The organism is Obesumbacterium proteus (assembly GCF_001586165.1).
Lineage (GTDB): Bacteria > Pseudomonadota > Gammaproteobacteria > Enterobacterales > Enterobacteriaceae > Hafnia > Hafnia protea.
Window position 1 is genome coordinate 68,490 of record NZ_CP014608.1, and the last position, 14,810, is coordinate 83,299.

The following is a 14,810-nucleotide window of genomic DNA, read 5'->3' on the forward strand; positions in this document are numbered from 1 at the left end:
TATCTCCGGGGAAATATGCCCTGAAGGGGATATTTCCCCTTCAGGATGGTAAGTGATGCGGAACGACGTTTCGCTTATGTTATTGAATTGTTAACACTCAATATAACCTGCACGTAATTGTGTTTCGGACACATCAATGAATACGTCACATCCCTTATTAATGACCTCTTCCAGGAAGGTGCCCCAAAAATCGTTTCCAAGAACCTCCCCAAAGTCATCGCCGCCCACTTCGAGATAAGCCTTTTCATACCAGTCTTTGTTTTCAGTTAATCGGGGATCAAAACCCTCCGCATAGGCGATATGCAGCCTGCGGCCTTGTCTGAATGCGCCCTTTTCAGCCATCAGGTAAATGCCTTCATCTTTCACTAAAAGCATGTTCCCTCCTTTTTCCTGCAGTTCTTCCATCACAGGTTTCAGAACGGCATTTTTGAACAACAACATGATTTTCACCTTCATAAATTAAGGGGAAAATCACCCCAGGGGGATGATTTTCCCCTAGGGTTTGGTTAACGAGATATCAGCCTGAACATGGGCCTACCAGTCATGGACGGCAAATCCGGCCAATATCTCACCACAGCAGTCAAAATGAACGAGCGAAACATTAAACCGCTTCGTCAGTACGTAGGTCAGGCGGCGCGCATCTTTTGAAAACCCCCGCTTCTTTAATTCAAGCTGCGGAAAGTTATAGGCACTCAGCCGCACTAAATAGCCGGTACCGGTGAGGTGGATCCACTCGGCATCCCCCCACTCGCAACGCTGATGCCCCAGACGATGAAACAGTTCAGCATCTTGTTCAGTCAGGTGCGCCGTACTGCACACGACATACTGGTACAGTTCCACCGGTCGCACATCGTTGATAGTGACCATGTTAAGCATCCCCTGCCGGTGATGCACTTTGCTCCTGCACCGGCAGCGCCTCCGGCGGGAAAGCCATCAACAGAGCCGAAAACGGCCCCGCCCCGTACTTCCCGCTGTCAACGTGGTCTCCGCGGTCATAACAGTCATAACCCAGGACACCGTTGACCGGCTCCTGATACCAGTGGCGGATCTCACAGTCAAACACGGCCGAGAGTTCCCCCATCAGCTCGCTGGAAGGCGGATATGACGGTGAATCAAACTCCAGGCGCAAACTGTTTATACGATCACGATGCCAGAGAACGTTATGGCCACACGGCCACTCCACCCCGTGGATGCGGCTGTACAAACTGCCCGTACTGGACATACCTGCCAGCAGGCGGCTGTTGCCGTTGATTTCCGCCGCAAGCCGGGAAGGAATAATCATCAGCATGTCGCAGTGACAGGCACGCTCAGGTCTTCTCCCCTGTTTCTCCCAACATTCACCACCGTTGATATGGGGTGACCAGGTGGCCACACCAAACCAGTCAACGTACTGCCGGGTCATCAGCTGCGCCATTATCTGACGTGCTCCTATCGGGAGAGCTTCCCACCGGACAGCACCGAGCCCTGACTGCGTCCAGATACGGTCAATTTGTCTGACGGTATCCGGATTAAGTACCGCATCCTTCTGCAGTAATTCCAGCCAGTGCTGGAAAGCCAGGTTGGAGGCGACAGCCGGACCGGTTCCGTGGGAGACCAACTCCGGATAAGGGAGATACTCCACAGTTTTCACCGGCTTAAGCACCCCGCCTGAGCCTGCCAGAAACAGCTGAATGCTCTGTTGTACGGCGTGGCGGTATAGCGGCACCTCATCGCCGGTAACCCACTGCAGCATGACGTCGATAAACACGGAACGGCCGGTAATTTCCAAGCGGTTTTTGCACCATTCAAACATCGTTACTTCTCCTCTTCAGACTATAAAAGAGGGAGCCTCCCCATCGGGGGAGGTCTCCCCCGATGGGTGGTTTACAGGTTAAGTCGGGTCAGCCCCGGATCACAGGTGGCTGATAATCCCGAGTGTGGCACCGGCCTCAAGGCCGGCAATCAGCTCATCGGCCGCGCTCAGATAAGGCGAGCGTGGCAGGTAAGCAGAGTCTTCAAGGTGCGTCAGATGATATTTGTCCACCAGGTCATTAATGGCTTCAAAGGGCTTCACGCCCGCTTTTTGCAACGCTGCCACACAGGCATCGTCGCATAAATCGGTATCATTCAACGTCAGGCCATAGTGCCTGGCCAGCAGCGCCGATGCGGTGGCCTGCCAGAATTGTGGTGTCTGCATCATTGTCTCCTTCAGGCCACTTTTGAGGCCGTTGATACTGCCTGAGTGTCAGCCGTCAGAGTTAAGAGAAACTCTGACGCTTCCCGCGCCTGCCGGCATGCCCGGAACAGCGCTCTTTTGTCTTCTTTGAGGGCCTTTAGCCAGCCACTGACGTAGCTTTCATGCTGCACCTCACCGTAAACGCCAAGTTCTGCGCAGAGAAAGGCGCTGCCCATCTCGGCAATGAGCTCCTCAAACGCATATACCGGATCTCCGAATTTTCGGGTTGATGAAGTTATTCCCTCCCGGTTTAGCCGTTTTTGATGCCCACTCGCATGCACCAGTTCGTGAAGTAACGTGGACCAGTAATCAGCCTCAGTAAAAAACTGCCCGGAGGTGGGCATCACTATCTGATCCACCACCGGCCGGTAATAGGCACGGTTTTGCTCCAGAAAGTTGACGGCCACGCCGCTCGCGTTGAAAATTTCCATCACCCGGTTCATCACAGGTACAGAAACCGTCTCCACTTCTTCTTCAGTCATCAATATGTCCAGTTCATCGGAAAACGCTGCCGGCAGACCGTCGCACTGCTGGATGTTAAACAGCTGCAGAGGTCTGATCATCGTCCGGGACTCCATGACGGGGTTACCATCCTCGTCAGTAAGTTTGGTGCCCTGCTTATCTTCCGCCTGGACCTCAAACGGTTTGAAAATTACAGCAAGACTGCAGGTCTCTCCCGGGCGGACGTGTCCGCCGGCGAGCTGCGCCCGCCGGAAGGTGAGCCAGCGGTCAGAGCTAAACCCACACTCCTCCGCCGCCATCCAAAGCAGTGGAATATTTATCCCGCTGTAGGCTTTGCCTGTTGTGGCATTCGCTGGCAGGCAGCTGCCGGTTCTCTTTTGTGCAGCACGCCAAGGTTTACGCCAGGGCGCGGTGCCTTTCTCAAGAGCCGCAATGATTTTGTCAGTGACCTGCTGATACAGGTCCGCACGTTCAGTTTTGGATGCCCTGCGGGCTGAGGTATGTTTTTTCATGGGATAAACCTTAAAAAAAGGGCGTATCCCGGCCAGTGGCGGGATACGCCACTGGGAGTGGATGAAAATTAATGCGTGAGATAAGGGGTGATAATGTCCCCTGTCGGTGTCACCGAACTTATTCGGTCTTTGAGCCGGGAGAACGCGCGAACAAATTGTTCGTGGTCAGCCGGTTTTGCCCGCTTGCAATCAGTACGGATAACGTCATCGAGCACATAAAGTGCCGCCAGACGCCACGCTGCTTTCTCCCGCCGACCTACGCAGGCATGAAAGTGTTTATGCGACTGATCAAACATCCGTTCGATACCATTTCGGAACTCTGCGACCGGTATAAAAACTTTCTCCGGAAGCCGGGTTTCACTCCGTACGGTTGAAATCAGGGGCGTCACCAAGAAGTCATGATGTTCCTTGAGGATCGCCTCCCTCGTGGTGTGACTGATAAAGAAGGTGAAGGAATAGTCGATGCCTGGAAGCAGTTCGTAGATCTTTTCCTCCCATCCATCGTCTCGTCGGGGATCGAAACCCTCGGCATAAGCCATGTTCATATACCCGGGTTGTTTTTCATCCTCAGCCCGGATGTAAAAGCCGTAGCCGTTTTCTAACGTGATCGGTTTATTCAGGCCGGACGGGAGAGTTAATACCTTACGCAGAGAAGCGGAAGTAAAACGGAACATGATAAAGACCCCTGTGATTCACAGGAGAGACTTCCCGGGAGGAAGTCTCTCCGGGAAGTAAGGTCAAATAAGGTATTACGCGACGTTTTTAGCACCATCGCTAAAACGATAACGGTACAAAGCCAGATCGCGGGCCATTATTCGGGCCGCTTTCATGGCCTGACGTGCAGATCGCCATTGGCCGCAGGTACCAAAACCCTGTACCTTCCAGTCTCTGGAATTGCACCCCGTGCGGCACGCTATCGTGGCGATAAACTGCCCCTGGCCGTTTCGAATCACCTCGGGACGAAAACTCAGATGCCCCGTACGATTAGTAAACCAGTCATTGTCGTTCTGCCCAAGCACAGCAGAACAATGAGCCAGGACATCGGACGCCTTCTGTAAAAATGAAATGATAATTTTCATGGTGTTTCTCCTGCAGTTGAGCGGAGAAATCTTCACCACCAGCGGGGGAAGTTTCCCCGCGTGGGTGGTCAGTTAGATAGTCCCGTCAGGACATGAGTGAAACGCAATTAATAATCGTAAACAGCCTCGACGCCTTTACGGAAACCATAACTCCAGGCGTATGCATCTATAGCGTGACCAAGAAGCACGAGCTCGGTCACATACTTTTGAAAAAGATAATCTGGTATCAGGCCGGACTCGCAGGCCTGGCCGAGATGTTTAGCGATCCAAATTATTTCCCAGGTTCGTGATGGGAAGCCGTCAGCATCGACGTCATCCGCAATACCACAACGTTCCAACGCACGTATCGACAGTAATGCCGTTTCAATGTCAGAAACCAGCACAATAAAATCGACAGTTGAACGTGTACACGCATGGATACGCCCGACAGTGATGTCGTATGAAGACATGGTAAAATCCTCGAAGTAAAGGGGTACCATGCCCGCAGGGAGCAAAGTCCCGGCAGAGTAAAAAATGTGAAAAGCTAGATGGCAAAACGCCGTGAGGTAGAGCGAAAAGAGTAAAACGTGTGAAGTGAGCCTTAACCCGAAGGTCTCTGTTTGCAAAGGTTAACAGATTTAACACCGCCCGAAAGCGCCATCTCTCAGGTCATGATGGCATTGGCATGTGATTACCCGAAGGCGTCCCTCTCAAATCACCGGAACATTGGCAGTTGTCAGAGACAACGTAAGCAAATTAATCGTACACAATCCGCGCATCTCCGGCAATAGCGTCAACGTATAGATTTTCCCACGTAGTACTATAAGCTGTATTAGCTCAGACTTGACCTGATACAGCAGCGGCACAGAGCCAAACCTAATCTGAAAGGCCGCTCTGTGTTGTGAGTTCAACCGATGGATGCAACACATTGGTTAAAACGCTCTGCGGGTGATTCATAGTCTAGCGTTTTTCTTGGCCTCTCGTTGAGCTGCATGGCAACACTGTTTAGTCTTTGTTGGCTGTGAACTGATAAGTCAGTTCCTTTTGGAAAATACTGCCTAAGCAATCTGTTCGTATTTTCATTGGAGCCGCGTTGCCAGGGAGATTGAGGATCACAAAAATAGACCTCAATTTCTGTCGCTACAGTAAAAAGGGTGTGATTAGTCATTTCCGCCCCTCGATCCCAAGTTAATGTTTTATACAGTTCAACAGGCAGCTGCCCGGCTTGTTTGATTAGTGCGGATATGACTGTGGCTGTCTTGTTATCACTGATTTTGGCAAGCATAACAAAGCGGGAATGGCGTTCTACCATCGTGACAATATATGAGTTTTTAGAGCCCTGTATCAGGTCTCCCTCCCAGTGACCTGGTATGGCTCTGTCTGCAACATCAGATGGCCTTTCGCTGATAGATATTGCATCCGGAATTGAGCCTAATCCCTTTCCTTTAAGTGATGTCGTTCTGGATTTACGTACTACTCTTCCGCTTCTTAGGCACTGCTGCAGCTCTTTTTTTAAAGCTCCCCGGGTTTGTATAAAAAGCGTTTTATAAATCGTTTCGTGTGACACCTGCATTTCCTGATTATCCGGATAACAGCGTTTAAGCCAACCGGCGATTTGTTCCGGCGACCAGTCCTGATACATCTTCTCTGCAATGATTTTACACAATGCGGGGCATCCAATTAGCTTGCAAGGTTTTGGCCTCAGGGCACTGTCCCACGCGTCCTTATCAGCTTTTGCAGCTCGGTAATGTTTTGCACCTCCATGCCTTTTGATCTCGCGGCTAACAGTTGAAGGGGCTCTTGATAATTTGTCAGCGATGTCCCTGATGCTACTTTTTGCTACCAGCCCCCTGGATATTTCCTCTCTTTCATCAAGTGAAAGAGCCAGCCGGTGTCGCTTTCTGACAGGAGGGCGATAACCACCAGTTTGGTGAATAGTGGGCATAACAGAAGAGTGATATCTGTCGAACATTCTGGCGATATCATGCAGGGAATCACCTTGCTTATACCTGTCCCAGATAATCGCTTTCTGTTCTGGCGTGTAGTAAATGCGCGTTCTTCGTTTCATGGCAACGTCCCCCCCCCTTTTTTTAAGGATAGCGTTGCGTCGACCCGTTGAACTCACAGTCAGGAGCGGACGTTAAGTTGTTCAAGAAAAGCTCTCATATCTTGTCCAATGTATGTCGACCACTTGACTTTAACAATCATAATGGCTTCGCTGATACCGCAGAAGTACCTGATGAACACACACGGGAAGACCATCACCGGATGATTCGCAGTACATCCTGAAATGTGGTTCAAGCCCAGAGTACCGCAACGTCCAGTAGGTCTAGATTTGCCTTGTTCTTTATTTAGCTGAACTGCCATGAGCGAAAATCAGGAAGTGACATGAATTAAAGTCCTGGCCTTTCGCCCAGGACTTTTTTTCTTGCTGACAACTGCCATAGGCAGCCATTGTCCAAATTTATTTACGTTTCCTACGTGATTTTAACACGATCAAGCCAAGAATGAGCACCACCAAAACGACAACAATCATGCCGGCTTTTGCCAAGACAAGCAGCGGAGAGGATTCGCCTCCCTGACGCAGTGCTTTCACACGCGCCGGCGTGGTTTGGACTTTAGGGTCGCCATAGGTAGTGAACAAATAGTTCACCAGCGTTGCGACCTGTTGGTCGTCCAGATTGTCATTGAAAGCTGGCATCGCCTGTCCTTTCGAGGGTATAAGCCCCTCTAAAACGGCCATCACCGCATTGTCTGCAACCGGACGTCTTAGCGCAGCGTTATTGAAGAGTGCAGGTAGACCATTGCTACCCTGTCCTGAGACCTGATGGCACGCGGCGCAATGCGAGGCATAGAGCTTTGCGCCTTCCGGCGCACTACCATTCATCAGAGAAATGTCGGAACTTTCCGGCGCTGCTCCCTTCCGTTTTTCCGAGGTCGCATTCATGCTTTGAGCCGGGACACTTTTAATGTAAGTCGCAATAGCTTTCAGATCTTCAGGAGACAGTTTGCTAAAGCTTTTATCAATGGCTTCAAGCATCGGTCCTCCTGCCTGAGAGCCATTTTCAGCGCGCCCCGTTGCCAGATAGCCCATCAAATCCTGTTGTGACCAACTGCCAATACCCGCATGCGGATCGGACGTAATGTTCGGCGCAAACCATGTCCCCAATGAAGCACCCGCCAGTGACTTGTCTGACTCCTCGGCCATCAGCGGATTTCTCGGTGTGTGACAGGTTGAACAGTGCGCCAACCCCTCGGCTAAATACGCTCCCCGGTTCCACTCAGGCGATTTGGTGCTGTCTTCGACAAACGGTTTTCCTTTGGCAAATAGCAGGTTCCAGCCCGCCATTGATAAGCGAATATTAAACGGGAAAGGAAGCGCAGTTTCAGGTCCTTTAACGTCAACAGCCGGCACGGCAGACATGAAATAGGCATAAAGCGCCTTCATGTCGTCATCGCTTATTTTGGAATAAGAGGTGTAAGGCATGGCCGGATAGAGATTTCCCCCGTCCTTGCGCACACCGTTACGCACGGCGTTATCAAATTCTTCGAGCGTGTAGTTGCCAATGCCAGCCGTTTTAGAAGGGGTAATATTGGTTGAGAATATTTCACCAATGGGCGTTTTTATCGCCAGACCACCGGCAAATTCCTTGCCGCCAGAACGGGTGTGGCAGGCACCACAGTCGCCGGCAACCGCCAGGTACTGACCCTTTTCAATCAGTGACTGACTGTCACTTTGCTGCCCCAGCGCGGCAAGGCTCAATAACAGTCCCGTCATCACTCCTGCAATCTTTAACGAAAGCAACGTTTTCATAGTAACTCTCCTTAAATTTTGCCAAGAATAGCGTCGGCAGTCCGCAGTCCTAATGCACAGGCGGTGAGCGTCGAATTTGCTGTGGCCACCGTCGGCATGACGCCGGTCGATACCATATAAAGATTGTCATATTCCCAGGCTTTACCCACGCGATCGGTCACCGAAGTTTTCTCATTAAAACCCATCGCCAGCGTGCCGGTAATGTGCTGATTGTTGCTGTAAACGCCGGGAGCTGAATAACGAACGTCGGTGGCACCTAACATTTTCGCAATATCGGCATAGACGCTTAATGAATGTTGCATCCCTTTTTCCACATACTCATCGTAAGAGTAAGAGAATGACGGCGTGGGCAGTCCCAACGCATCTTTCTTACCTGAGCTCAGCATGGTTCTGTTATTGGGATCCGGTAGCTGCTCCAGCACATTTTTGATGCTGAGTTCGTGGGATGAGCGAAAGCGAATAGCTTCCTCCAGTTCCTGCCCGGTCAGCCCTTCTTTAATGGCATTGGTGGTGACGCCGGCAACACGCGAGGAGTTCGAGAAGTCGATGCGGAAGGCCGCAGATTCTGAGCGGAAATCACCATCGCGCATCTGCTGGATGGATGAAGGACTCATCGGGCCACGGCCTGGCCACAGCGGTTCATCGACGTAAAAAGTGGCTGAGTTGGACGGGTGATCCATAAGATTACGTCCGAGCTGATCGTAGTTGTTGCAAAGCCCGTTTGGATTTTTTGCATCAGCCGACAAGAACAAAATTTTTGGTGTTTCGATAGCATTTGCGGCCATCACAAACACTTCAGCCACAACGCGGTGCGACACCTTATTCCAGTCATAGTAGTGGGCGGCGGTGATTTTGCCGTGACCATCTTGTTCCAGCTTATACACCACGGCCTGCGGGATTAATTTAACGCCTGCTTTTTCTGCCGCATCCGCTGCAATACCGCCGTGGTATTGCGCATCAATCGGGCAAATGGGCATGCAGTTGTTATTTCCGCAGCACTGAGGGCGGCCATCATAGGGCAGCGAGTTACGGCCCGTGGTGTTGGTCATCAACTCATATTTAGGCGAAAGGCGTTCGGTAACCCGCTGTTCTAGATAGGATTTTTTGACAGGAGGAAGAGGGAAAGCTTCTTTACGCGGAGAATACTTTGCCATCTCGGCCGGACCAGAAACCCCCCAGAGTAGTTCTGCTTCGTAATAGTAAGGTTCGAGCTCGTCATAGCTAATCGGCCAGTCGCGCCCTACGCCATACTGAGATTTCAGCCGGAAATCATTGGGAACCAAACGCCATGCCTGCGCGGCCCAGTGCCAGCTGGTCCCCCCTACCACGCGGAGATATTCCGGTTTATAAGGCTTTGGCCCTGCCTGATCCAGATATCCATTATCTTCGGGTTTATAATCAGGGAAAGGCGCTATTTTGGAATTTGGATAAGGTGCAATAAAGTCGTCTTTACGCGCTGAGTGCCTAAAATTAGTCACAATATCATCGCGCTGTATTCTTGGACCTGCTTCAAGCATCAACACCTGCCGCCCGGCCAAAGCCAGCTTACGTGCCGTCAGCGCGCCAACGACGCCCGAACCAATGACGAGGACATCGGTAGTTATAGTGTCAGACATTTTTGTCACTTCTTCTTAATGAGTCGAATTGAGAACGAAATATGTACCATGGAAATCAAACCGGTTTTGCTGCCCAACTGCCGTAGGCGCCATAGGCATAACTGGGTGGTCTGAGTACGTCGGCCACTTCTTTGTTGGCCAATGCATCGACGTAGGCCACGCAGACAGCTTTGTGTCCCGAACCCACAATGCCGAGATACCATCCGGTAAGCAGCAGCCCTGGTAACCCCATTAAATCGGCAACGGACAGATCCGCGTTCAGTCTGGTTTTTAAATCTGCCGCTTTGATTGAGTTTGCGTCGATGTAAGCGCGCAAGTGAGAAAGTTTAGCGGGAATGGTGTTATCAAATTTGGTTAACGCGGAATAGAGTGCGGTGCTGTAGCCTGCCGAAAGCTTTTCACGGCCAGTCAGAAAAATTGAAATTGTTATAAAATCGTTACTTATAGCCGATGAGGCATACGCGGGAAAAACGCCCGTAGGGACTAGTGTAGTTGCAGCAAGCACCCCCATCCCTTGCAGCAGGCGTCTGCGCGTAAAACGGCTAGGTATATCAATCATTTAGCGTTCCTGGATTTGTTGTTCTTCTGAAAGTAATCAATTTATAGAATGAATTTTACGTCTCGGGTGAGCGTAAGAGCCCTATCTAATAACATTAGTCATTATATTGAGTTAGCAAATGATCGCCAATGACGTTAGGGGAATGGTCGAGGTGAGACGGGTTTTTTGATTTTGTAGGAATGATGATAAGTGTGTTTTTACAAATGTGAAACTGATGTGAATTTTTAAAAAAATGAAACATTACATGACGTTATGGCGCTAATTTTTTTTACTGTGTATGAGTGGTAGAAAAAAGTGTAGCTCTTTAACTTGTATAACATCTATAGATAAGTTGTGTAACAACTGATTTCTTCTGCTACGTATGCTTATTTTTTTGCTGAGATCACTCAAGGATGACCTTGCGGAACGTTTCTTTTTAGGGATACAGCCCTGGATGTGTGTACCCACGAAATAACCATTCTGGGCTCACTGAGCTGCGCCGACAAACGTCGTGTCTTAGTTATGTCTACGGACTTGAAGTACTCCAAAATCCTTAAAAAAATACTTTTGACAGCCTCACTTCAGAATAAAATGCCAGGCTAAATGTGATAACTGGAATGCGTTACATTTTGAAACAGACACGTATTATTGTATAGTCTTTAAGTCACTTCCTTCCGGACCCTAGTCTCTGCACGATAGTCATGCTTGTACGAGGTGTATGAGGCCAGCCGGCGGTCCGCCGGCGTCACGAGGACTTCGGTATGGAACTGAAACCAGTGCTGGTTCGCCAGTATATGCGTTTCCGTCTCGGCCGCTGGGAAAACGTGTGCATGCACACGCGCTCCTTGCCAACCCGCTGATGGAAAATCCGGAGGAAGTGACAACCTCATTTCATGCCACATCCTGCCCCATCATTAATTGATAATGTTCCCGATCGTCTACAGCGTCAAACACGCGCTCAAACCAATCCAGGTAATGCGCCACAGATGCTGTTTCGAGCAGTTTTATATTACGTGCATCCGCATGAGAATGACGGTTGATATAACGTGCGAATGCCCGCAATCCCGGCGCGCCTTGTTCACGAGCAAGTCCATCAAGTGTGGCGCTTAGCTTCGCGTGTTTGCCTGAAAAACCGAAATAGTACTCCAGGATCTGTCGCATGGTATTTGGAATGACAATCGAAGCAAACTGCTCGTCTCGGGACTCTTTCAACACATGCCACATCGCCTGATAATCGTTCAGCAAAGCATTACCCGAGATAAGACTGGCTATACTGTGAGTATTTTTTGAAAGACGGTAAAGTAACCACCCAGGTGGCAAACCTTTTCGGTCTTTTTGACCCGGAGCGGAAATCAGCATTTCCTGGAAAAAGAATAAACTGTGAGTCAGAACGATCACTTTGGCGGCAATGCGGCTTCTAATCACTCGATGTTGTATAAGTGAGGCAATTTCAAAAATATAATTTTGCGAGAGACTCGAAATAGGATCGTCAATGACGATCAGTTTTTCACGGACATCATGATCATCGCGATTGGCTCTGCCTTCGCAAGTTTCCAGAAAGTATAAAAAAGCGATCAGGGTCTTCTCCCCTTCGCTTAGCGTATCGAATATTCCTTCTTCACTCTCTCTGCCACTCCTTACAAGCCGATATGAATCCTGTGCGGCATCATGAATATCAATTCTGAAACCATGTATTCCAAGAGCCTCTAAGCTAAGATTGATATTTTCGACAGTGTCGCTGCAGTTAATAATTTGAGCATTCAGCAATCGCATCTGTCCGTATAACTCGCGCACTTTGTCTGTCAGTGAATTATGATCTTTAACGATAGTTCCGATAGCATCAGACAGTTCGCGAACCTGGGTGTCATGCCCACTGATTACCTCAGCAGACAACGCCCGGATATGGCTGCGAAGACTGTATGCCATTTTTTGATATTCGATCTGATAATTATCCGCACGGTGATTATGAGTAGAAATGCACTCAGACACTGCAGCATAAGCATTACGGAAATCCGCAACTTCGCTGGCGATATCGTCAAATACAACAGATTCAGAAGGCGTGGCAATTTTTTGTTCAGCGCGTCGGTGGTTCTCGGACCATTTATGTGTCAGCGCGACAAGTGCAAGCAGCAGTGGATGTTTGGCATCAACCAGTGGGCAGAGTTTCGCTGCTGTACTCCACGTTTCTGCTCTCTCTAACCAACTTCCTATTTGTGCAACAATGTCCTCCATACGCCTCATTTTATCTTCCCAGCTGCGATCAAACAGAGACGTAATGTCTTTGCGCAGATGTTCAGCATCAACGCTGTTCTGACAAAATGGGCAGACATCTTGAGTGAGCCAGGCTCTTCCAGCCGAGACCCATTCTGAATTTCCAAGTTGTGCTATAGCGGCAGAAAGTTTGCTGTCACCTGAGGGAACTAATACGGTAGCCAGCAGAGCTGTATCTTCTTCATTGATAATTAGCATATCCAACTCGGCAAGCGGCAATAAACGGTTGCCCTGGCTTGACCGGAGTTGTCGAAATGCCGCATCCAGTTCTGCGGTTGTAGTGGCGATAGTATCCGGATGACCCGTAATAGCCTGAAACAGACGAGGCCCCTGCTTCACCCCTTCCATTAGATCCCACAGATCTGTTTTTTTAATTTCAGCAACGCTGCCTTTGATGGCTTCCTCGCACTGCTCTCTCACGCGTGCGATCATGTCCGTCTTATTCTGGTGGTCTCGTCTATTGGTTTCAATTTCCACGCCCAGCTGGCTGATTACCTCTTCGAGCGCAGCTATTTCACCTCGAACTGCCGTATTTTCTTCGCTTAATGAAAAAACACCGGGCTGGAACGGGGCACTAAAAATATCAGTTACATATTCCTGGCTGAAAACAAGAGTGCGCATATCTATAGCCGGGGACAACGAGCAGGAAGAAAATTCGGCCTGATTAGGATGATAAAAATAACCAGAAATAGTTGATTTACCTGCACCATTCTGACCATAGATCATGGTAACTGGGTTGCTAAAATCAAATTGCACCGGCGCTGGGCCGCGATAGCTTCGTACATTGTGTACTGAAAGAGTACTCATGATTTATCCCTCCTTGGGATCACAATATAAACCTCATAATGTTTCGATTTAAATCACTTTGATAACCATCAAATCAATTCGGTAACCGGTACATCAACATACGCTGTAAGGTAGAAAGTACAGTTATTAAGATGGCGGCCCTACCAGTCGCAGCATGCCAGTTTGCAGATAATGTGTACAAGAATATGTTTTTTTCTGAACTATTTTTCAACTGGTGAGTAGTGGCTAGGCTGGACGGATTTATGGGGGGAGTTAAAGAGTATTTTGGTTTATCAGCGATAAAAAAGCCCGCGACAGGCGGGCAAGTACATCAGGATTCATTTTTATTTTGAGGGTGTAACCAAAATAAGATATGAATCGCTACGGGTAATCTAGACACTTCCGGGCCGTTGATGATACTGCTGTTCATATTCATTCGGCGACATTTGATCGCTTGAACCATGCCGACGCCTACTGTTATAAAACATTTCGATGTAATCAAAAATATCGCTGCGGGCTTCTTCCCGCGTTCCATAGATCTTTTTCTTTATCCGCTGACGCTTTAAAAGCTGGAAAAAACTTTCTGCAACTGCATTGTCGTGGCAGTTGCCGCGTCGGCTCACGCTGCCTTCCAGACCATGTGACTTCAGGAATGACTGCCACTTATGGCTTCTATACTGACTGCCTTGGTCAGAATGTACCAGTACCTATTTTCGTGGACTACGTCGCCACAGTGCCATCAGCAACGCATTCAGAACGATATCTTTCGTCATTCGGGATTGCATCGACCAGCCAATGATTTTGCGGGAGAACAGATCGACGATCACTGCAAGATAAAACCAGCCTTCATGCGTCCTGCTATACGTAATATCTGTCACCCAGTGCTCATCCGGTGCAATCGGATTAAATTGCCGCTGGAGTCTGTTAGGCGTCACAATTCTTGCTTCGCCCTTGTACGATCTTGGACTGCGATAACCCACCTGAGCTTTTACTCAAGCGCCGTGCATCAAACGCCAGACCCGGTTTGCACCACACCGCTCACCCGTATCGCACAGATCTAGGTGGATCTTGCGATAGCCATATACATATCCAGATTCAAGCCAAAAATGCTTAATCAGCACGGTCAGCTTCTGGTCTGTGTGGTATCGCCGTGAATGTGGTTGCTGAAGCCAAGCATAAAAACCACTCGGATGAACATCCAGAACACGGCAGAGCAAACGAACCGGAAAGCCACGACTGTTGTCACGAATAAAGACTTACCTCAGTCGGACAGCTTTGCGAAATACGCGGCTTTTTTTAAAATATCTCGTTCATCAGTAACCCGTTTCAGTTCCTTCTGGAGCCGTCGGATCTCAACCTGAGCATCAGACTGGTCTTGATTTACCGAAGAATCTGGGCCGTACTTCTTTATCCACGCATAAAGACTGTGTGTGGTGATATCGAGGCGTGTTGCAACGCTTAAAACGGAATGGGCACGACCAACAACCTGTTTGACCGCTTCAATTTTAAACTCATCGGGATAACGCTTACCGCTCATG

Annotated in this window: 13 protein-coding genes and 1 pseudogene; all 14 read right to left on the reverse strand. The window is 49.3% G+C overall.

Features of this window, described 5'->3' with window-relative positions; all coding sequences use genetic code 11:
* Window positions 1-90: 90 nt before the first annotated feature.
* On the reverse strand, window positions 91-441 hold the full coding sequence (locus DSM2777_RS00350) for a DUF3085 domain-containing protein (protein WP_061552837.1): 351 nt from the start codon (window positions 439-441) through the stop codon (window positions 91-93).
* Between the two features lie 93 nt (window positions 442-534).
* On the reverse strand, window positions 535-867 hold the full coding sequence (locus DSM2777_RS00355; protein ID WP_061552838.1) for a DUF5983 family protein: 333 nt from the start codon (window positions 865-867) through the stop codon (window positions 535-537).
* Window position 868: 1 nt separating this feature from the next.
* Window positions 869-1,792, reverse strand: a complete 924-nt coding sequence (locus tag DSM2777_RS00360; protein ID WP_061552839.1) for a DUF1281 domain-containing protein — start codon at window positions 1,790-1,792, stop codon at window positions 869-871.
* 99 nt (window positions 1,793-1,891) lie between these two features.
* Window positions 1,892-2,179, reverse strand: coding sequence for a TA system toxin CbtA family protein (locus tag DSM2777_RS00365; RefSeq protein ID WP_061552840.1), 288 nt, complete (start codon window positions 2,177-2,179; stop codon window positions 1,892-1,894).
* 8 nt (window positions 2,180-2,187) lie between these two features.
* On the reverse strand, window positions 2,188-3,189 hold the full coding sequence (locus DSM2777_RS00370) for an ArdC family protein (protein WP_061552841.1): 1,002 nt from the start codon (window positions 3,187-3,189) through the stop codon (window positions 2,188-2,190).
* A gap of 68 nt (window positions 3,190-3,257) precedes the next feature.
* Window positions 3,258-3,863, reverse strand: coding sequence for a hypothetical protein (locus tag DSM2777_RS00375; protein ID WP_061552842.1), 606 nt, complete (start codon window positions 3,861-3,863; stop codon window positions 3,258-3,260).
* A 75-nt stretch (window positions 3,864-3,938) separates the two neighbouring features.
* Window positions 3,939-4,268, reverse strand: a complete 330-nt coding sequence (locus DSM2777_RS00380) for a hypothetical protein (RefSeq protein WP_237087802.1) — start codon at window positions 4,266-4,268, stop codon at window positions 3,939-3,941.
* A 107-nt stretch (window positions 4,269-4,375) separates the two neighbouring features.
* Window positions 4,376-4,717 carry a hypothetical protein gene (locus DSM2777_RS00385; RefSeq protein ID WP_061552843.1) on the reverse strand — a complete coding sequence of 114 codons (342 nt, stop codon included), beginning with the start codon at window positions 4,715-4,717 and terminating at the stop codon, window positions 4,376-4,378.
* Window positions 4,718-5,154: 437 nt separating this feature from the next.
* Window positions 5,155-6,315, reverse strand: coding sequence for an IS30 family transposase (locus DSM2777_RS00390; RefSeq protein ID WP_061552844.1), 1,161 nt, complete (start codon window positions 6,313-6,315; stop codon window positions 5,155-5,157).
* A 396-nt stretch (window positions 6,316-6,711) separates the two neighbouring features.
* The gene (locus DSM2777_RS00395) at window positions 6,712-8,061 is read right to left on the reverse strand and encodes a cytochrome c (RefSeq protein WP_061552845.1); all 1,350 of its coding nucleotides are present in this window, start codon (window positions 8,059-8,061) and stop codon (window positions 6,712-6,714) included.
* Between the two features lie 11 nt (window positions 8,062-8,072).
* Window positions 8,073-9,677, reverse strand: a complete 1,605-nt coding sequence (locus tag DSM2777_RS00400) for a GMC family oxidoreductase (protein ID WP_061552846.1) — start codon at window positions 9,675-9,677, stop codon at window positions 8,073-8,075.
* Window positions 9,678-9,732: 55 nt separating this feature from the next.
* Entirely contained in the window at window positions 9,733-10,236 is a 504-nt protein-coding gene (locus tag DSM2777_RS00405; RefSeq protein WP_061552847.1) for a sugar dehydrogenase complex small subunit, read from the reverse strand.
* A gap of 870 nt (window positions 10,237-11,106) precedes the next feature.
* Window positions 11,107-13,293, reverse strand: coding sequence for an AAA family ATPase (locus DSM2777_RS00415; RefSeq protein WP_061552849.1), 2,187 nt, complete (start codon window positions 13,291-13,293; stop codon window positions 11,107-11,109).
* Window positions 13,294-13,664: 371 nt separating this feature from the next.
* Window positions 13,665-14,809 (reverse strand): annotated as a pseudogene (locus DSM2777_RS00420) (IS3 family transposase).
* Between the last annotated feature and the right edge of the window lies 1 nt (window position 14,810).

What these genes read in the sequence shown, in the direction of transcription:
- DSM2777_RS00350 (WP_061552837.1), bottom strand. Translation starts at nt 441, where the DNA reads ATGTTGTTGTTCAAAAATGCCGTTCTGAAACCTGTGATGGAAGAACTG.
- DSM2777_RS00355 (WP_061552838.1), bottom strand. Translation starts at nt 867, where the DNA reads ATGGTCACTATCAACGATGTGCGACCGGTGGAACTGTACCAGTATGTC.
- DSM2777_RS00360 (WP_061552839.1), bottom strand. Translation starts at nt 1,792, where the DNA reads ATGTTTGAATGGTGCAAAAACCGCTTGGAAATTACCGGCCGTTCCGTG.
- DSM2777_RS00365 (WP_061552840.1), bottom strand. Translation starts at nt 2,179, where the DNA reads ATGATGCAGACACCACAATTCTGGCAGGCCACCGCATCGGCGCTGCTG.
- DSM2777_RS00370 (WP_061552841.1), bottom strand. Translation starts at nt 3,189, where the DNA reads ATGAAAAAACATACCTCAGCCCGCAGGGCATCCAAAACTGAACGTGCG.
- DSM2777_RS00375 (WP_061552842.1), bottom strand. Translation starts at nt 3,863, where the DNA reads ATGTTCCGTTTTACTTCCGCTTCTCTGCGTAAGGTATTAACTCTCCCG.
- DSM2777_RS00380 (WP_237087802.1), bottom strand. Translation starts at nt 4,268, where the DNA reads ATGAAAATTATCATTTCATTTTTACAGAAGGCGTCCGATGTCCTGGCT.
- DSM2777_RS00385 (WP_061552843.1), bottom strand. Translation starts at nt 4,717, where the DNA reads ATGTCTTCATACGACATCACTGTCGGGCGTATCCATGCGTGTACACGT.
- DSM2777_RS00390 (WP_061552844.1), bottom strand. Translation starts at nt 6,315, where the DNA reads ATGAAACGAAGAACGCGCATTTACTACACGCCAGAACAGAAAGCGATT.
- DSM2777_RS00395 (WP_061552845.1), bottom strand. Translation starts at nt 8,061, where the DNA reads ATGAAAACGTTGCTTTCGTTAAAGATTGCAGGAGTGATGACGGGACTG.
- DSM2777_RS00400 (WP_061552846.1), bottom strand. Translation starts at nt 9,677, where the DNA reads ATGTCTGACACTATAACTACCGATGTCCTCGTCATTGGTTCGGGCGTC.
- DSM2777_RS00405 (WP_061552847.1), bottom strand. Translation starts at nt 10,236, where the DNA reads ATGATTGATATACCTAGCCGTTTTACGCGCAGACGCCTGCTGCAAGGG.
- DSM2777_RS00415 (WP_061552849.1), bottom strand. Translation starts at nt 13,293, where the DNA reads ATGAGTACTCTTTCAGTACACAATGTACGAAGCTATCGCGGCCCAGCG.